This window comes from Bacillus sp. DNRA2 (assembly GCF_012843265.1).
Classification (GTDB): Bacteria; Bacillota; Bacilli; order Bacillales; family Cytobacillaceae; genus Bacillus_BU.
This window is the reverse complement of sequence record NZ_JABAIT010000038.1, coordinates 1-20,665: the sequence shown is the minus strand read 5'-3', so window position 1 is coordinate 20,665 and position 20,665 is coordinate 1. Positions and strand designations below refer to the sequence as shown.

The following is a 20,665-nucleotide window of genomic DNA, read 5'->3' as shown; positions in this document are numbered from 1 at the left end:
CAACCAGTCGTTTCATCGAAATGACGTCTCTGTCAGATAATTAAAAGAAGAGTGCTGACTGGATCAACACTCCATGCGACTGCCCGTCGCACAAAAAGCAGAGAAAATTTCCTCTGCTTTAAATCAACTAATCATCTTATCCAGAAAATTGATGTTTCCGAAACCACCAAACTTTTTCCATAATAATTAGAATCTAACTTTAATTAAATTGCATTAAAAAATCCTAAAGATTTCTATTCTCCTTCTTCTCCATCCTCCAGCAAATCAACAAAATCCACTTGTTTATGAAACCCTTTATAATTTAAAGAAAACAGGTTAACTTGTTCATGCTTAGGTCGTTTTGACCCATTTTGTCTCTCCGTAGTTATTTTCTGTCCATTTGAAAGTCCATCCATGATTCTTTCCCCTGCTTTTTTCAACATCTCTTTTCTTTCCACAGGTTTTATTCTACTTAATTCAGTCTCTCCCATTTCAAGGGGAATCGGCTTAATACCCATTTCATCAAGTTTCACCCACAGTGATTCCATTGCCTTTGCTTGATTAGCATAGAATGCACTACCTCTAACTCTCCAGAAAGTCCAACCAACTCTTTCAAGAACCCGCTGACGTTCTATATCTTCTTCCCATTTATCTAAACCATGCCAACGGTCTCCATCACATTCGACCGCCAATCGTGTCCTCATGCCTTCCACTACTAAATCAATCCGCTTTCCAAGCGTTCCAACCTTGACTTGAGGGATAACTCGGTAACCTCTTGATGAGATTAAGGAAAATACATCGCGTTCAAAATCCGAGTCGAATTCATGTTCGTATCGTTGAAATTCCTCTTGAACCCTAAACGGATTTTGACAATATTGCAGTAATTGATAGCGAACATCATTCGGAGATAGCTGATTAAGGTCAACTGAGTGAAATAAAATCATTTGGTCCTTTGCGCGACTCGCTGCAACATTAAATCTTTGTAAATCGGAACGCTTCGTCATCGCAATAAAGCCTTTATTAGGAGCAATTACCATAGAAAGGAAGATAATGTCTCTTTCATCACCTTGAAAAGCATAAGCATCTCCTATGATTAATCTTCTATTAATCATTTCTTCCTCGCCTATCTGTTCACGCAATAAATTTTCAATCATTCTTGCTTGATCATGACCTTGTAATGAAATAACACCAAAACTCTTATTATCATATTCGGGATCTTGAATACATTCGGCGATGTAATCAACAATAGCAATAGCCTCTGGTTCATTTAGGGTTTTAGATGTCCCTTCCGTTCTATAACCATCTTCCGCCCTAACTGCAAATACAGGGGGATCAAACATCTCTTTAGCCAATGGTAAACGAAGTGGGTCAATTTTCCCTCCGTACATTAAATCATTACTAAACTGAATAATTTCCGGAACGCAACGATAATGTTCTTTTAAGACAATTTTGCTCTCAAATACGCGGATAGCTGTGTCGTATAGGCTGTTACGAATATCAAATTGCATAGCATTAGGAATATCATAAAGATACCGGTCTATCAAGTCATGAACTTCGCTTATCTCTGTTCCAACGCTTTCAGGACTTATTTGATTTTCATCCCCAACGATAATCGCCTTCTTTGCTCTTAATAACGTGGTTAGAGCAAATAAACTACTTTGACTACTTTCATCGACGATAATTACATCAAACAGCTCCTCAGCTAATTCGAAGTTTTCAATGACACGCTGAACAGGCATAATCCACACTGGAATAGCCCCTTTGGCATTAACCATTTCACGACTAGCATCTTTTCGATAAACGTTTGCATATTTGCCAGTACCTTTGCCAATTCGTTGTACTGCTTTGAGCCAGGCAAATAAACTTCTTTTTTGACTAGTGGTAGTCCTAGAAATTTGTTCCTTCCATGTAGACTCAGCAACTAAATCCTTAATAATCCTTTGTTCTTTTAATTGCTCTTTTTTTCTTTCCTCTTCTAGTTGTTCAATTTTTGGCTTTTCTCGCATTTCTTTTAACCAAAAATCAATCTGCTTCCATAACCACGCTTGTGACAAATCGTTTGGAGGGAACAGCGGTTTCCCACCCCCACCTTTATTCATTATTTCAATTGTCCATTTTGGAACAACCCCGTAAAGAAGATCTTTTAATTCTTCGTATTGTTTATAATCATCCTCTAAGCCCTCAAGACGGACTAATTCATTAAAGCAATTTTTCCATTTAGTAACATCACGTTGTTTTAAAGCTATAAAAAAATCATTCCAAATAGGGTGTGCGAGTGAATGGTCCTTACCATTGATTAAAAATGAAATTGTGGTATCAAAAAATTCCTGTGATTCATCCCATAACTTCTTATATTTTAATGCTTTTAAGCCATTGGATAGCTCTTTAAACCAGTCTACTTCATGATAAATTGGAGTACCTGTTTTCCCTACTACATCCAATAACTCTTGAAAATCATTCTCTGCCCGTTTTACCCAATTTGCCACTTCCGACAGATATGAATTGTTTTCTTTTAGATAAATCACATATCTTTTTTGATTTTCAGCTACTTCAGGACCATCAATGTCGCTAAGGACACGATTCCATTTTAATGCTAGTTTTTGTTTCTTCATCTCTAAATCGATGTTTTTTAATAAAAGAACGACATCTGCCGATTTACGGATTGGCAGCTCATTTACTTTGATGTCTTCAAGCAAATAATTGAATTTCCTACCAGAAACATTCTTAAAAAACCAACCAATTTTAGGATTGCTCGAAATCTTTTCTTTAAGAATTAATAGGTCTTCCTTTAGTTCTGGTAAGCTTTTACTTGATGTATATTGAAAAGTATGTTCAATTAATTCTTTCTCAAGGGATTGAATATCCTGTAGTGCTTCATTTACTTCCTGAACGATGTTATTCCAATATTGAGTTTGATCCCGATCCTTCATGGTATCATCCAATATTGTTTTAAGCCATGAATGTTCTTGTAGTTGAATGAGTTTATCCATTGTGTTATTCGTTTTATTGATCCATTGATGAAAATCCAAATTCATATCTTTATTAATTTGCCAACCATCTATGAACTCTTTTGTTCTATGAATTTTTTCCTCAATATCAAGTATTTCATCTACTTTTTGAGAAAATGTACTAGGCTTTGGCAAATTTGTGCTGATAGGTGGGACTAATGATAAGGAATGTAAATCATCTTTTGAAAAGATGCCAACTAGCTCAAAAAATCGTGCTAGTTGATTTTCAGTTAGAGGAAATTTGGTGTTCGGTTTAATGTTATCCGGGAACCACGAATGAGCCATATTTGCGTTCAACCATTTCGTCCCAGTAAGTGGTGTTAGTACTAACTCACCAAATTTCGCATCCATGTTTTCCCGTTCTGCCGCTTCATTAATCCATGTATTGTACCGCGCTATGGTTTTCTTTGTTGTTTTCAATTCAGTCTGTAGACGCTCAATGTTTTTTTGAAGGATTTCAGGCTGCCTAGAATCCAAGTTTTCTGCAATTGTTCGGACAGAGTACTCGATTTCTTTAACCGAATTCGTATCTCCCCCAAGCACACTTACACAAAGCGCACGAATTTCCTCAGGTATTTTATCCTTCAATACCTTTAGCGCTCGCTCTTTTTCACTTGTCACAAGAACTCTTTTTCCATGTGCAAGAAGATGACTAATTAAATTTGCAATCGTATGACTTTTTCCGGTCCCTGGTGGACCCTGAATTACAACTCCGCTGTTAGTTGCTAGTTTCTCGGCTATTAATTGTTGTTCCTTGTTTGTTGGTAATGGAAATAATAAATCCTCGCCAACTGATCTCCATACTTCGTTCGACCTTTCCGACGAAGAGTTAGAACCTGTTTTCTCATTTGTAGTAGTTAAAATTTCAATCGTTTCTGGAACAGGAAAGCCTTGTTTAATTTTTTCAATTATCTTTGTTAATTCTTGTTGCCACAGTCTTCCGCCAATCCTTCTTAAGAAAATTGCAGAACTATATGTAATAATGGGCGCTCTCAAACCTTGAATTCGCTCAATTTTTTCTGTCTTATACGTTCCATCCGGACTAATAGTATGAACTACTTCTTTTAAGAATGGCTTTAAATGATCCATTTCTAATGGAGAGAACTCAAAATCTGAAACTTGATTTTCCATTTGCATTAATCGCTGTGCATTAGGAAAATCAATATGTAACAGCATGTCGGTTTCCAACCATGTCCCCTTACTAGTGGGGACGAGAAAGAATCTCCCTTTTTTTGCATCAAAGATTAATTCTAGCTTTGTTACCAACACATGCCTTGTGATTTGATAGCCCCCAATTTCCCATTGCAGCAGGCCATGGCCACATGCAAGTTCCAAATCCTCTCCTTCTCTTTGAAACTGTTGGTATAAGGCAAAGAACTCCATATATAATTGTTGAATTTTACTTTTTTGAGATGCCTCTTTTGCCCACCTTGTCCAATTGTCTAGCCAGCTTTTATAAAGCGATATACGGTTTATGTCATCATCAAACATTTCTAGGATGTCTTCGCCCTCTTGATTTTCCACTATGACGATACTATTCAATTTAGTTGGCTGTTTGTTTGGATCCTCATATTTACTTACCCATTTTTTCAGCTCCGCAGGTGGCTTGGGAGGTAGCGGTATTTCTTGTTTATGGACTTCATACCAAGCTTCCTCATTGGTTCCTTGACCTCCAATGTAAAAGCCTTCAATGTTTGGGAGATCATTCTCCCACCATACATTCTCATAATCATTAACATTTCGGATAATTTTTTCATTTAAATTCTTAACTGCCAGTAAATATTCAAATATCCTTGCAACCTTTGTGGGATCTTGAGACATGGTGTCGTTCCCCTCCTCAGATAAGCAATTGTTCTTTTATTAATATATTAACATATATTGGTTATTATTAGAGGTATGGTGGGGATTATACTATCTTGAATAAATACCAAATAAGGCTCATAGATAGCACCTTGGACAGTTCTACTTCTCACTAATATTTCCCAATTTATTCACTTGCTTTAAAAGTGAATAAAGTCCTACTTACACTCAAAAGCAATTCAACTCAAATAGGATTATTTACTTATCGTCACCTTTATTCTTCTTATCTGCCAAAAACCCAAAAAACAATAAGTCTACTTTGCTTTCCTCATCTGGAAATTTTATATTCCATCGCCTTTCCATAAATAATAGAACTCTGTCTGTAGAGTCTACATCCTTGGAGATAAATGAAACAGTCACAAGTGGTCTAAAATAAGCAACCCCTACTCGGTTTAGACGATCAATCCATAATTTTTCTTCTGACGTTAACTGATTATCACCAAAAGGATTAAATGTATTGTACCAATGCTCAGCTGATGATTTAAGACTTCCTACATATTCCTCTATTTCCTTTGGAGATAATTTCGATTGTTGCTTCATTAGCGGAAGTTGTTCATCTTCAACTTCATCTACCATGTCTTGAGGATTATCTCTTTGTTCCACCACTTGAACGAGAGAAGTTTCCTTGACAACAACCTTGTTATACACGTTATTTGGGGTGAATTTTTCATCAAGCAAGAACCGAATATAATCGTCCCCTTTTTGTCGAGTGTATTGAAAATACATGATCCAGTGGGCAGTAAGAAAGTCGTCATCAGAAAGGGGCTTTTGTTTATTTCTTCCCAATTGATAATACACTTCTTTCCATGCGTCATTTATTTTCTCCCTCAACACCTTCTGATCATCTGCTTTTAGCTCTCCATTATCATAAAGGGTAGTGAGGTAAATGAGACGATTCTTTAACAATTCTAAATTAGATAGCTTCTTTCCACGATTATTCATGGTTTCAAACGCAACAAACACATCAAAGTCATCATGAATTTCGTGAAGATTAAACATAAGGTTTTGAGTAACTTTTTTAAACATTTTCTCTATTTCTTCAATACCGTACTCTGAATAATAGTTTAATAAATTCTCTTCAAAGAAACGCCTTGCATTTTCTAAATTTAGAGTATAAAAGGTTTCCTGTATACTTCCGCCATCCTTCTCCCCTAAAATTCGATGCCTTAAAAATTTAAAACTCGGGTTGTCTGTCTCATATCCGAATTTATATGTGCTTATGATAAACTGGGGAGGCTTTTGTACAATTAGGTACTCTTCTTTTATTTGTTTTAAACTAAATGTGCCTATATAGATTTCTTCATCTTTTTTATCAGGCTGAATAGATTTAAAAAGATTAACAATTTCTTGAATTAGAATAACAAAAGTAGTTAAACGCTGTTGACCGTCAACAATATGATATGGTTTAAAACCTCTATCTTCAATTAACCACCGTTCCTCATGCCAGTCTTTCCAACTTTCTTTATCTACTTCTTTTAGAGAAAGCAATCCAGTATAATGAAACTTTTCTACCGGTAGGTTGACAACATCCTCCCAGAAATCCCTTAACTGCTTATTTGTCCAGGCATAACCCCTCTGATAATCTGGAATTTTAAAAATTCTATCTTTAAATATACTCTTTAAAGACTCTAATTCATGCATGAATACCGGCTCCTTCATTTTGAGTTTCTTTTATTTCACCTTTAAATCCACAACCGATTGATTAAAATGTGTTATTTCAAATTTACAGTCCAACAGAACTGATTGTTTTTGAAGATACTCTAATAAGGAAATTAAAATTTATCGGTATTTCCGAAGAGCTATTCCTTACTCTAAGTTAACTATTCCGGAAGATACATTTTTTTCAGTGGCAATAAAGATCTAACATCATTTGGCATTTTCTCATACCAATTATTAATTAACTCCACAATTTCTTCTAAGTCTACCAATCTTACTGAATTGTGTTTCGCAACAGCTTCTGCATGTGAAGTAAAGCCACCAGTAGAAACAAATAATGCATTAGCGTCAATGGGATTAGCTCCTAACAGTTGTTGGATTTCTGGTGCTGACGCTGAATTTTTTCGGTGTTTAACCTGGACCTTAATAATGGGTTTCTCAAAACCAAAGGCATCTTTAAATGCTAGAATATCCACTCCACCATCAGGTCCTTTGGGACTAATTTGAACATTGTACCCCATAGCAACGAGCAAACCTCCAATAAGTTCTTGCATTTCCCAAGGATCTAGTTTATCAACCTTGTCTTGAATTAAGACTGTTGCCTTATCAATTAAATCCTCAACTATTTCATTTTGTTCTTCTTCCTCATCTACAACTGTAATGGATTGAGGATTATGTAGTAATTTTTCTAACTCATTTCCCCAATCGTCCACACGGAAAACCGTAAGTGTTGAACCTAAACTATTTTTTGCAGATTGAGAAAGTTTATCTCTTTCTATTGTCCTTTCATACCAATCGACACTTATTACATTAGGATAATCCGGATGCCCGATTAACTTATTAAATTTATGTGATGAAGTAACGGTTCCAATTAAATACTCCCTTTTTTCTTTAGAATAGGTAATAACCTTATCCCCATTTTCAATCTCATGGCTAAAGCGCCAAACTTGACTTACCCAACTATTAATTGACTGGGGATTACTTTCTGTAAATTCCTGCTTTACTTTGTTTAAAAACTCAACTTTTGTACGATAATCCTTTGGATTCCCAAATCTTTCCCAACCAATTGATGCAATTCTTTTATCAATCCATATTGGAATAAGCTCATTATCGTCTCCAGCACGAATCATCCACCATTTACTCATGTTCTGCAACCCCATTCTATGTAATTTTTGTTAATATAATCTACCAAAATTGATATTCAATATATATTTTTTTTATTTAAACCTTAAACCTGTTTTGTCCTGCCCGAGGAATATTGTAATTTTTACCTATCACCTCTTTATTACCAATTGTTGATATTATTGTTCCTCTAACTATTTATATCCACCCGGAGTCTTACTGTTAAAAGGGGGTATCATAGTTTTATATGGGAAAAAAGGCGTAAGCCTGTATAGGTTTTCGCCTCTTTTTCTATATTCGCGAGCGAATACAATTATAGTTCAATTATGAAAAGCAAACAGAGAACCCATCATTACCTCACCATAAGGAATTAACATCCACCTTTTCCCCACATTCATTACAATTAACAGCTAGGTTTTTGCCACTTCCTGATACGCCTAATGGTTTGTTGCATGTTCGGCATTTTAGATTAATATGGTCAATGAATTTATAAAGTAGTTTTCTGCTTAAGGCACCTTTATTCCCACAATGGTTGCAGATTAGTGTTATCTTTCCATTCGGCCCCAGTTCTGACTTTCTAATACTTTTACATGTGGGGCATTGGTCCCATGAAGTGATATATTGTTTTAATGTGAAGGATGGACGATAGCTGACCAACTTTTGTTTTACTTCTTCTTGTGAGAATTTGGCTGTTTGTAAATTCAGATAGCTGTTCAATAATTTAACAACACGTTTCGATTCGAGACGACACTTAATAAATGGCGGTTCAGGTGATGAATCGTAATTGTTATTGTTCATTATTGGTGTTCCAGCCCACAAAATTTCTCCGTCTATAATGATAAAAGGCAGCACCTCGTCCGAAGGGATGTGTACATACTTTTTAAGTGGGATACCTTCTATCCGTCTAGTTACCAATGTGATGGATGCCTTCATTTCTATCTTCTGTAGTTCCAACCAAATTGATTTTTCTATTTTTGAAGGATACGGTGCTGATATTATAATCTGCTTTGACTTTGAAATATCTTTCAGTAGAATTGTATTTTCATTCTCACCAAACCACTTCAACTTTGGATGATATGTTTCTTTTAATATTGGAGGCAGTTCAAAACGAGTATAGAATTCATTATTGTTAAATAAATGTTCTGCAAGTGCACGAGTGGCCTTTGATTTAGAAACTCTTGATTCCATATATTTGCGATCGACTATATTGATTAATTTGCCTCTAGCACGAGTAACAGCCACGTTGATTAAACGGTCACTTGTAGCGTCTGTTAATAAAACTCCTGGTTTTTGCTGTGGATAGCTATCCACATTATCAAAAATAATCATATCTCTTTCTGACCCCTGGAATTTATGAACAGTTGCGGCAGTAATTTTCTTTTCACTGCTATCATTAGTGTTCTCAGGAATCAAATCTTGGATACCAGCAGCTATTAATCTGGCTTGAGCCCGATATGGAGCAATAAACCCTATTGAATCTATTCCATTTGCCTTTCCTGAAAGGATAAATTGCATCGAAATTAATGCAGATATCAGATTAAAACGAGAATCGGTTGCTCGTTCTTTTAAACAATATGCCCCCATTTTCGAAAGATCTACTAGAGTAGCCGATTCATTCGGAAATGGTTTCTTATTTGCAATAGGTTGTCTTGAACCTTCTACGGTAGCATGATCAAATACTTTATTTTTGTATATGAATGAATTCGTGAAACTGGATATTTCGGGATGCATTCTTCGTTGTTCTTTCAGCATAAACAGGTTTGGATGTTCTTGACCTCGATCAACGATTTTAGCGATTTTTGCACCATAGAAGATGTCTCTTCTTAGCCACATTTCAACAAGCAATGAGTCTGCCATAGCTATCGGTGGGAGCTGTTTAAAGTCGCCACACACGACAATTCTTTTTCCCAAGGAAGCTGCAAAAGCAACTTGAGGGATATAAGCCATACTCACCTCATCCACAACAACCAAATCAAATTCACTTTCATAGATTAGAGCATCCATGGCAGCCTTTGATAGGGTAACCCCCAACACAGAAGCTTGGTTTACAAAACTAGCTTCTTGACTTTTGATTTCTGCCCGAAGCGCCTTTAGTTCATCTTCGACCTTTGCGAGGAATTCTTTTTCTTTTGGTTTTAAGTAATTGGCTTTCTTTAAAGTTGCTCTATCTACTTGTAAATTTTTTATTTTTTGATGTATTTCAGGATTTCTCTGTTCTACTAACTTACTTGCTAGCAAATCTTTGTGTTGTCTCACTTTTGGATCAGAGCTAAAGCCATATCTTAAGATTTCACCTGATTTCCATTTATGTTTTGCATCTTGGATATATTGGGCAATTTCCAACATCAATACATCAACCGCTGCATTACTATGTGCCATGACTAGTATTTTTTTACCGGTTGAATAATGTTTGCCAATCATTCTAGACAGTGTATAGGTTTTCCCCGTACCAGGAGGTCCCCAAATATATGTGGTATGATTATATTTCGCTCTTAAAGTTACCTCTTCAACACTCGTTTTAATTTTTTCAATTGGATGTTTTACAGGTGATTTACCTGATAGTAATCGGGTTACTCGCTTTTCCTTAATTGGATGATTTAGAACTGTATCCAGCCGTTTGGATAAAGATACAAGAAGCTCCCAAGGTTCACTAAATAAGGTGGCCTCCTCGATGTTCTCGCCAAAAAATGTATCGAGTTCTAGTATGATATCAAAACCTTCTACAGAAATAATTTGTCCGAAGTATTTTTGGTCTTTGTACTCTACTCGAATGGGCGTGCTATCAGGTAAAAATACGTCAGATGCCAACATAAACCAATAGGTTGCACCTTTATCGGTCTTTCGAAGACATTTTCCGTCAGAGATAGTAAAACGCGTTCCACCTTGTGTTTTTAAATGATTGACTTCAATAAATAAGGCCTTTTTCCATTGCAGAATGACTTCTTGAATATTAGCCATGGGGCTGACTCTCCTTGTTAGGAAATATTTTATATTATTATTTTAATAGATACACCCGCAGCGTTGGAGTGGTAAATCCAGCAGATTCGTTGTTAGAAACAAATGTAAAACGCTGGGACGGTTTTTGATCAGTGTTCCTGATTTTTGTCTTAAGTGTCCCTAAAATTTGTCAGGCTTGTCACATTTCCGTGTCTTTATTCATTGCACTCTTCAATAGGTTTTGTTTGGTTTGGGGTTTAAACAATACCATATAAAGAATGCTTTTACATTTTTTTGGAAATTTTGTGAGATTGGGCTCTTTTAAGCCATCGCATTAGCGATTTCGTTCTTCTTAAAACGGATAATCGGAAGTTTTGCGTCCAAAAAGGGAACAACTCGCAGGATATTGCTAGTTGTTCCCTTTCTTATTTCTTATGTAAAACACTTCATCGAAAATTTTTGTTTGCACCTTTTTTATCTAGGCTTATAATCTTCCATAAACGCGCCTTCAGCGACTGTTACTCCAGATTTGTTACATCGTCTAATTGAACGAATAGAAATAAAAGCAGACGGCTCAGCAAGGGTCTTTTATAGATTCTTCGTTACCATCTGCTATTATTTAACGTAATTTTAGCAACACACAGCACTCCTCATGCGTCATAACTTATGCTTTATACTAGTTAGCGATACGTTTCCTTAAATTAAAATCGAAGATTAAGTTATCCTATTTTTACCCAAGGTTGAGTTATGCGAAATTGTAAATTATGGTCAACTTAAAAACTTGCAATCATCATACTTTGATATCTAGCTATTCAAAGTATCTTTCATCCTTAGAATAATTTAATAAAAACTCTTGAAGATTATTGGCAATCTTTTTATCGTAATAATATATTTGTCCGTAATTTTCTTTTGAAAAACCTATTGAAAAATATGCCGTTTCATTACTTTCAAAGAACACGAGTTTATCACTGTCAAACTCGTTGTATATTTCTATATCCTGACTGGTGGAAAATTGACCGTCTTTATTTCTGAACTCAGCAATGCTTTTAGGATCCATAATACGATTAATATTGCCGTTTTTAGTCTCCAAGAAACCATATCCTATTTCCAATAAGAATTTACGTAAAAATTCCGGAAAAATGATACCTATTTTATCTTCTTGCTCTTTCAGTTTTTCAACCGACACTGAATAAAAAGTATTGTTTTTATTTTTTTGAATATTTTCAAACATTTCAATTCTCACCTACCCGAATATTTTATTTGCTAGTGATTCAGCTGCATGGATTCCGCCTTGATGTTCATTTGGAAAGCGTACAGGAAAAATATTCCACCATTCATGTGGACCCTTAACTGAATTTTCAATCACATGGTGTGCATCAAATGGCTGTCCTGCTTTCTTAAGAACAATTCCTTCGTCATCCAACACATCCTTTTTATAAGTTGGCCACTTATCTCCAGTATTTATCTCCCAATCACCAATAATTTTATTCCTAACTTTGTTAAATTCCTTGCGATGTTCTGCTGTTTCTTTTGGGGAAAGTTTGAAATAATCATTATCCTTAATAGTCTTGTCAATTAAATCCATCTGGTTCTTTGGAATAACTCGATCCGTGATTTTTTCAATCTCCTTCAAGTATTCTGGGAATGGAGCTTTATCAATAGCTTGTCCGACTTCAATTGTTTTCTTCTTAACTACTAACTCACCAGTTTCTTTAACAGTATTTTCAGCTACTTCTTTAGCGCCTTCTCTTATAACCGTATTCACCGCAGTTTTTCCAACTTCTGTTCCTGCCTTCACGCCAATAGCTGCGCCAGTTGCTAAGCCACCAGTCGCAACAGTTACACCTATCATTGCAACATCAATACCACCCGCTATAGCAAAAGCTTTCCAATCTCCTTCGCGGACTGCATTGTATTCGGAAACACCAGGAACCATTTCTGCCACAAACTTCGTTGCATCTCCGAACTTTCCATCCTTAGGAGTAATTGTAGACACATAATTCTTATGGAAATTTCCCATAGATTTTTGTGCTACTTCTCCACCATTTTTAATACCATCCCCTACAGCGTCAAGAGTTTTGCCCAATTCAAATTCCATCATTCGCTCCCTCCATCGTTAACACACTACAAATTTCATCAATTTGTTCTTTCATAAGTCCTCTAGTTTTCTTTTGAACGAAAGCTCTCAACGTATCTGGATTGCCTGATTCAACAAATCCATCGAATGTTGTTTTGGACAATGAAAGAATGTCGAATAACAGATTTTGAAGCGTAGGGATTGAGCTTTCATTCCAGATAATATGACCTTTATGGTTCGTATATGTTGCAATCATAATACTTAAAAGTTTTCTATTTACACGAGAAACTTCTAAACTATTCAATGCACTATTTAGTTCGTCATGTTTGATTTGGTCATGTGGCAACCACGGTTCCATGATTGCTTTAATTATTTCCATTCGAGACTCACGAATCGGTTTGATTACACTAGGATTCTTATTAATATAAGGGCTTTCTATGACATTAGCTTTATCAACCATCGTCAGAACCGGACTGATCCAGTCATTTTGATAAACGACAGCCACGCCACTGGGTAATTTAGCAATTTCATTAACTTGATCAGGCGTTAATCCCATAGAGCGCCCTACTGCTTCACGGTCGTTTGCTTCAGGGGTACGCAAAACAAGCTTGGTATTCGTATTTTTGATTGCAGCGATGTCTACTGATGAAGGTGATTGGTCAACAATGATGAATCCTTCACCATAAGTACGAATCTCTGCAATTGTGTTAGTCAACATTTCAACTGACTTACCAATTAAATCAGATTCTCCACTGGCTGATGTGTTCTTCAAAAGATTATGCGCTTCTTCAAGTACAGTAACGTGTTTAAGCCCAACATTATTTTCTGACTTCCGATCAACCCTATATTCATTCAAAATATATACCATTAGACCCATGATGAGTGCTTTAGTTTCACTAGATTTTACACGGCTAATATCTAAGATACAATTCTCATCAAAAAGTTTATCGTATGGGGTTTGTTCATTTGTAAAGATGAACTTGTTCAATCCAATTGTAAGAGACTTTACTCGAGTAGTTAAGGCGCCTGTGTAGTTTCCTTTGACCTCAGCAGAATAGTCAGTTTCATCAATTAATTTTTCAAGTTGTTCCGCTAAAATTTCAAAGTCAGGGAATTCGACTTCATCACCTTCAAAAGTTGAAGAGCCCAAATCCCAACCAACTTCTTCATATGATTTCAAAATTGCGTCTTTGAAAAACGCTGGCATTGCATCATACATTGGCCAACATACACCGAATATTTCAACTAAACCATCTACGTGTTCAAGTACGTGAATTGATTCTGGAAACTTGAATGGGTTTAAGTTAATCAATGGTGCGATATTTGGATTTGTTGAGTAAACATTTACATCATCCCAATTTCCAAATACATCCTTATATTCACCTTTCGCTGGTTCAACAACTAGGAATGGAATTTCGTCTTGGTGTAATTCATTAAGCAATTGATAAACAGTGTTACTCTTACCCGATCCAGTTGATCCAGTAATTAAGGTATGCATATTCAAACTCTTATTATCAAGTTCAACTGTTTTGTCAGTGATTTGGCCTAGATCAAACACTTTACCTAACGTGATGCGTTCTTTTGGATTATCACTAGATTTCTTCGGGAACAATTGATATGAATTAACCTCTTTACCAAATTCAGCGTGTTCAATAACTGGCATACCGGGCACTGTATTTCGAGGCAGACCCAAGTGAAGTCCAAGTTCTTTACCACTAACAGCTGTTGTTGCATTGGTTAACACATTCCCACCATATACAAACTGTGGATGAACAAACCGTGACAAGTATTGAGTTAAGTCACCAAAGTTATTAAAGGTACTGCGCCAAGAGTTGATAGCAGACACTTCACGACCAGAGTTTTCACCGTTCATTAACGAGCGATAGTTGCTTGCAGCAATCTCGGCAGCAGACATATCATCAGAAATAAAGTATCCCGCAACATTCCACATCCCATAACTATCAAACTCATTTGTTCTTTTAAGTTGACTATCGATAAGTTGTAGCATATCCGTGATTGCTTTATTCTCTGCCGTTTTTGTAATCGAACTTGACAATGATTCATTAACTTGAGCATTTGGAGCAAGTGATTGGAATAGTCCACCTAATGTTCCACCAATTTGACCACCAATCATCATTCCTACTGGGTTAGAAATGGAAATGGCGTAACCAATTGCTGCACCAATGACTCCCGAAGTCGTACCAGCAATCATTGCCGCCTTTTGTTTACCATTCATCTCGGAGAATGATTTGCTCTTTGCCTCAGAATTTGAAAAACTGTCATTTAGCTGTACTTTTTGTAATGGAGATAATTCCGTATAAAGTCTTTGATAGCTTTTTCTTACCCTTTGAATTTCATCAGAAGATGAGTTCTGAGCAACAATTATCCCTGTAAACTGACGACCGTGCATTGATAAAGCAAGTTTTTCTAACCCTTGGACAAACTGTTCATTACCTTGTTCCTTATCATTTTTATTGTTACCGACAACACTAACTGAAGCTACATTATGTTGCTTAGCTATTCTAGTCGATAATGCTGCAATTTTAGAACGATCTTCATTTTCGATTTTCACACCAGGAAAATGCCCCACAAGCGTATTTTTTAAGGTATCTCCTAATGTTACTGTGGAACGATTATCGCCATTAGACCGAACTCCTAGATAAAAATCCGTTTGCTTACCATTAGAGTCAATCACCACGAACACTGATGATTTATAGGTTTGAAGCGTATTAAATACTGTTGTAAATTTATCGGTTACTGGCTCACCTTTTTGATAAACCATCTCTGTGATTTTATATAAACGAACATTATTAATGAAATCTTCTTCAAGCGCTGGCAATCCCAAATTCTCAAATGGGGCAATCTCCATCTCCGTCAAACGAGAAAGTTCTCTTCGACGAATCGTTTCATCAATAATATCTAACTTGACATCTAGCTGTTCTGCTAGAGATAAATTCTGGTAAACAAGTTCTCCACCTTGTGTTTGAATTAATTCATTATCTCTCATCAACTTATCCTCTCTCAATTATTTTCAATTGATCGTCAAATTTCGCCAACCAATCATTATCTTTCTGTAATTTACGTTCTTCATCAGAAAGTCGATCCGATATCTCTTCTTTTTGTGATGTCTTTTTAGTAATCAATTTTTCAAGGTGTTCTTGATACTCTCTAGCAACATCGTCATAGAATATTTTCAATACATCTGAAACTGCATCTATCATTTCTTCTGCTATCGGTATAGTAATTTCACAAGCTTTTTCACGCCACTTGCTAATCGAATAAGTAATTTCAGGCACTAACGGTCTTGGTTCCTCTTGTTTATCAAACCATTTAATTGGAATACCAAACAAAGCTACTTCTTGTTCTACCATTCGTTCTTCCCTAAAAGATAAGAATTCCTTTGTTAAATCATTAATATAATACCTAGAGAAATCAAAAACATTTTTTACCGATGATTTAAAACCATCGTATGTATCTGCAAAATAATATAAAGTAGAAAACGATCTGGAAATTTCATCCTTTTCTGATTTGAATATAGCATTCACTTCAGTGATTAAGGTTTCAAAATAGTTAGTTAAATCCGCTGAGTATTCTCTTGCTGCATTTGTAGCATCTACGTCATTATTATATTTATTTTTCTTTTTACGCCAGTTTTGAATCTTATCGTAAAGTGTAATTTTTGCCGCAGTTAACGATGATGGAATTTCCAAATTATCTCTTTGGATGAAGCGTTCATTGACATCCTTTAATTTTTGAATTGATTCCTCCAATGAATCAATTTGTTTGTGAACATCGGCGTTTTGAATTCTTGACTCTTCATTTTCCACTTCAAGAATACTTGAAAGTGAATCAAACTCTTTCCTAAAGACCTTTATAGACTTCACTACATAGTCTGAAATTGGGTAAATACCTAAGAAATCGCTTACCATTTTATCATTCACAGCAGAAACAATTTGAGGGCGTGCTATTCCTTTATCTTGAATTATTCGTTCGATTTGCGTCTTATTCAAATCGGGATGGATAAAGAAAAATATTTGTTTTTCATTAACGTCGTTTCTTGATTGAACAATCTCTAAGAAATTTAGAAATTCTGCTCTGGTGTTTTCATCAATATTAAAAAGAATCGGTGTGTTGGTTAAATCTTTAGGTAATTCATTTGCAGTATTTGCATTTTCTAAAGTAAGATCTAAGCCATCAAATACAGAAGTATCTATATTTGATGCTTGAATTAACAAATATGAAAATGGTTCATCGAATAATTCAGTATTCTCTAATCTAAACCTAGCATTATCAAATTTTCGATTTGGCGTTGCGTCCAGCCAAGTTAATAAATCATCAATCTCTTTGCTTTTTGTTCGTGAATCTTCTAATTCATTCTTAAAGAAAATTCTCACATCAGCAGGGACTGTTTCGCCGCTAGCTTTTGTTTCGGACTTGGTGCTAACTCCTGAATCTAAAAATGCTTGTTCTAATTCCTCAAAATCTGCTTTTGTCCCAGAAAAATCTAGATCAAAATCGTAACCATTCATCTCATTATTAAAAACAGAAGGAATTACTGTAATCCAAGCTTGCAATTTCCCTTCTTGAAATTTCTCAACAAGACTATTTATTTTTGGTTCTTGCCCATTAAATTTAACTTTAGTTTCAAGCAAATATGGGTTATAGCTCAATTCTGCTTTGACCATTACTTTCTCTCCTGACAAAGTTTATTCACGGAATGACGTATTACCTAAATCATAACATCTGATCTATACATTTTTTAACCCATAAATGAGCAATTCAAGCTCTCCATTCAAAGACCATTTAATTACCAATAATTATACTTCTAAATTTTTTGTGAAAATCAACCAATTATTGAACAATAGAAATCAGTTTTTTATTAATACCAAACAGCTTGGCTCCCCAATGGGGAAATAAACCTATAACAAGAGCGCAGAGAATTAAGTTTTTCCCTTTAAAGAAATCCTGTTAAATCAATTTGAATAACTCTCTGAAAGGGATATATATAATAGAAAAGAAAGAATTTTGGCGACGAATTGAAAAGCCCAGAAATTTGATTATCAAGCCGAATGTCAAACAGAGCAAATTAATATTATATGACTACCATAAATTTGTTATTTCTACTTCAACTGTATCAACTGTAATGTATATTTTCTATAGGTTCTGACACCCTTTGTAATTCTTGCATTTTTATCTCTCTGTTATTTACTAAGTCTTTTTATATCATCCTTAATCCATTCAATAGCTTCTTCAACTGTTTTTATTCCCCTTGTATTTTTTGATGCCCATTTTCCATCTTTATATAACTTAAATGAATTACCAGTTGGATTTATATCGCCAACAACGTTTTTTCTCCATTGGTGCGGTTTACGAGTGATACATTCTCCATTTATCCAATCACTGTTTGGATGTTTATTTAATTTTATCTCTGGAATTTTGGCTAACTGTTCTAATAAAATATTATTTTCCATTAGGCTCAACTCCTCGAAAATCTGTCATCGTATTTTTTATATTCATCTAAATTTTACCAATATTTAATCATTATCGTTGCAAGATATATATAAATTTAACAACATTTAGAAATATTCCATCAATAATTCAACTGGCATTTACTCGTGTTTTTAAATATCATGGAAAAGATCAGGGAAACGCAAGATTCTCCTCACGTTTCCCCAGTAAAATCTAAACCATTTCTATTAAAACCTAAACCCATAAGCCTTAACTTCAACCTTTGCAATTCTATCTGCTGCTTCTTTTGGAATTTCGGGATAAGATAATTCAAATCCAGCTTCAGATCCAGGATTAAGACCTACATCCACTGATCCAGTTAAAACCCCCAACAGTTTCCCGCTTTCGTCAAAGAGACCTGCTGCAAGGCGGATATCATCTTGTTTATTTTTTGTAATATTTTTCACTATTCCAGTTACTTTGTATGGCAAATATTCATCGCCTTTTATCCCTTGTACGACTGAGGTTTCAAGAATCATCGGATCATCATTAGTTTTATCAAAGCCGAAATTATAGGTTGTTTCTTTAAAAATTGCCGGGTCCGTTTGGCCATCTAAAATTGTACTTTCTCCAATAAAGGCAGTTTCGCCTGGCTTAATGATAGATGGGACAGAATACACCATCGTGCTCGTGCCAAGGACTGTTCCGTCTTGTCCTTTATAGTTCATTTGCGTCTCTCCAATATCGATTGGGACATTCCCTGTGTTCTTATAAACTGCCGCAGAGTGAACCCAAACCGTACCGATTGAATCGACCCATGCCCCACCCGTTTGATCAATCATTTCCAAGTTTGCTTCCTCTTTTTGTGATTTTGATTCTTTATTTGTGGACTCGCTAGTGGTTTCTTTATCCACAGAAGTTCCGGCGTACTCATTTGAACACCCAACAAAAAGGAACATTGAAAGTACTAAAATAATAGACAAATACTTTTTCATATTGCTCGTCAGCTCCCTATCATTTATTACCATTATTGGTATTGGTACGACAACTTAGGAAACAGCAAAATACCATTGTTATGTTAAAATAACCCATTATTCCGCTTTATCTTCTAGTGCATCTGGGTACACAATTTCATCAAATACCTCACCAGTTGCTCCATCTTTTACGAAAATAGTAACCTTTAAGTGATCCACATCGATTCCATTAAAGAGTTGATAATACATCCCAGAAAATCCGAGACCGAGGACCGCAAAACCATCAAAGCTATTTTCATAGGCAACTTTATCTACGATTAATGTTAACTCGGAAAAAGATTGATTGTGTGTGATATCCTGAATCGAAGCTAGTTCCGCATCATTTTTCATCTCATCGATGCTTTTAATTAATTCCTTCTCGAGGTCCTTGATCATTTCCTTGTGCCGGGATTTTGACATTTTATATGTGACCGAACCATCATTATACTTTGTTACCTTAATTCCGTTTGCTTCCGCTTTGGCAATAGCGCTGTCAACATCTTCATCTTCAAACATGGATGCCGGCAGAGTAACCTCAACATTCAGTAGGCCTTTGTCAACTTCGATCGCTTCACTTTTTTCTACATTTTTACCCTTATCACTCTTTTTATCTGTATTTGCCTCATTTGCTGAAGAACAGGCGGTTAATAAAACTAAACCGAAAGCTAAGAAAATCAATAATAATTTTTTCACTTAACAGAACCCCCTATCAATAGTTTTATTCAGTATCATTACAGGTTCCATTTTACAGAGTTTTTCCACATACCCTTTCCTGATTTTAGGAAGGGGTCCTTTCACACAAAAAAACCTCCGCCAAATGACGAAGGATAAATGGATGAATTACTCTTGATATTTTTTATATAATTTTTCCGCTTCTGTTTTCATTCTCTCAACAAGGATTGGTGGAGTTAACACTTTTGCATCGCTGCCCCATGTCATCAGCCATCCTACTAATCCATCGCTGATGATGGCTTGTGTCGATATCCGAAATGAATTTTCGCCGATCTTGCGGATGTTCACTCCCCGGCCAAATCTATCGATGACCACATTAATGAGACTAGCATCAAATTCGATTTCAACGAGATACTCTTCACCAGAAAACATGTGAAATAATTTTTCTGTGTATTTCGCAGGATTAAAATCGCGATTGGGAAGAAAAGTTTCTTCATTAGAAGTTACATTTCGCATTCGATCGATACGATAGTGCCGAATTTCTTCCTTTGGTATGTATTCACCAATCAGGTAATAATAATCATTGTGCCAAACTAGCGCAAAGGGTTTAACAGAATAGTAGGCACCGTCTTTTCTTAACATGAATTGTTTGTCTATATCATAACTGCCATACTGAAATTGGATGACATGCGAGTTCAAGATGCTAGTATGGAGCTGATGAATCGAGTATTTAATTTGCTGGTTTTCGCTTTTTGAGTTTTCAGGGAGGATGATTGCATTTTCCAATTGTTTTGCGTAAGCCCGAATTCAAACTACGCATATAAACAAGCAGCATCTCCTGGTACGATACACGTATCAATTAAAGGAGGTGCTTTCTTATGCCACAACAAAAA

General features: G+C 35.6%; 12 protein-coding genes. All 12 read right to left on the bottom strand.

Annotated elements, in window-relative coordinates:
• Positions 1 to 233: 233 nt before the first annotated feature.
• Positions 234 to 4,808, bottom strand: a complete 4,575-nt coding sequence (locus tag HHO41_RS20560) for an AAA domain-containing protein (protein WP_169102214.1) — start codon at positions 4,806 to 4,808, stop codon at positions 234 to 236.
• A 237-nt stretch (positions 4,809 to 5,045) separates the two neighbouring features.
• Positions 5,046 to 6,488: a DUF262 domain-containing protein gene (locus HHO41_RS20555; RefSeq protein WP_169102212.1), complete on the bottom strand. Its 1,443-nt coding sequence runs from the start codon at positions 6,486 to 6,488 to the stop codon at positions 5,046 to 5,048.
• A gap of 179 nt (positions 6,489 to 6,667) precedes the next feature.
• Positions 6,668 to 7,648 (bottom strand): restriction endonuclease, encoded by a 981-nt coding sequence (locus tag HHO41_RS20550; RefSeq protein WP_169102210.1) that lies wholly within the window; start codon positions 7,646 to 7,648, stop codon positions 6,668 to 6,670.
• 334 nt (positions 7,649 to 7,982) lie between these two features.
• Complete coding sequence (locus HHO41_RS20545) at positions 7,983 to 10,583, bottom strand: AAA domain-containing protein (protein ID WP_169102208.1); 2,601 nt, start codon at positions 10,581 to 10,583, stop codon at positions 7,983 to 7,985.
• A 787-nt stretch (positions 10,584 to 11,370) separates the two neighbouring features.
• Complete coding sequence (locus HHO41_RS20540; protein ID WP_169102206.1) at positions 11,371 to 11,793, bottom strand: SMI1/KNR4 family protein; 423 nt, start codon at positions 11,791 to 11,793, stop codon at positions 11,371 to 11,373.
• 12 nt (positions 11,794 to 11,805) lie between these two features.
• Positions 11,806 to 12,663 (bottom strand): hypothetical protein, encoded by an 858-nt coding sequence (locus HHO41_RS20535; protein ID WP_169102204.1) that lies wholly within the window; start codon positions 12,661 to 12,663, stop codon positions 11,806 to 11,808.
• Positions 12,650 to 15,646 carry an ATP-binding protein gene (locus tag HHO41_RS20530; RefSeq protein ID WP_169102202.1) on the bottom strand — a complete coding sequence of 999 codons (2,997 nt, stop codon included), beginning with the start codon at positions 15,644 to 15,646 and terminating at the stop codon, positions 12,650 to 12,652. Before HHO41_RS20530 ends, HHO41_RS20535 begins: the two co-directional genes overlap by 14 nt.
• Before the next feature lie 4 nt (positions 15,647 to 15,650).
• Positions 15,651 to 17,324, bottom strand: a complete 1,674-nt coding sequence (locus HHO41_RS20525; RefSeq protein ID WP_169102200.1) for a hypothetical protein — start codon at positions 17,322 to 17,324, stop codon at positions 15,651 to 15,653.
• Positions 17,325 to 17,840: 516 nt separating this feature from the next.
• Positions 17,841 to 18,110 carry a hypothetical protein gene (locus HHO41_RS20520; RefSeq protein ID WP_169102198.1) on the bottom strand — a complete coding sequence of 90 codons (270 nt, stop codon included), beginning with the start codon at positions 18,108 to 18,110 and terminating at the stop codon, positions 17,841 to 17,843.
• 225 nt (positions 18,111 to 18,335) lie between these two features.
• Complete coding sequence (locus HHO41_RS20515) at positions 18,336 to 19,082, bottom strand: FxLYD domain-containing protein (protein WP_169102196.1); 747 nt, start codon at positions 19,080 to 19,082, stop codon at positions 18,336 to 18,338.
• Positions 19,083 to 19,178: 96 nt separating this feature from the next.
• Positions 19,179 to 19,793, bottom strand: coding sequence for a hypothetical protein (locus HHO41_RS20510; protein ID WP_169102194.1), 615 nt, complete (start codon positions 19,791 to 19,793; stop codon positions 19,179 to 19,181).
• A 147-nt stretch (positions 19,794 to 19,940) separates the two neighbouring features.
• Positions 19,941 to 20,558: a helix-turn-helix transcriptional regulator gene (locus tag HHO41_RS20505; RefSeq protein WP_169102192.1), complete on the bottom strand. Its 618-nt coding sequence runs from the start codon at positions 20,556 to 20,558 to the stop codon at positions 19,941 to 19,943.
• Positions 20,559 to 20,665 lie beyond the last annotated feature (107 nt).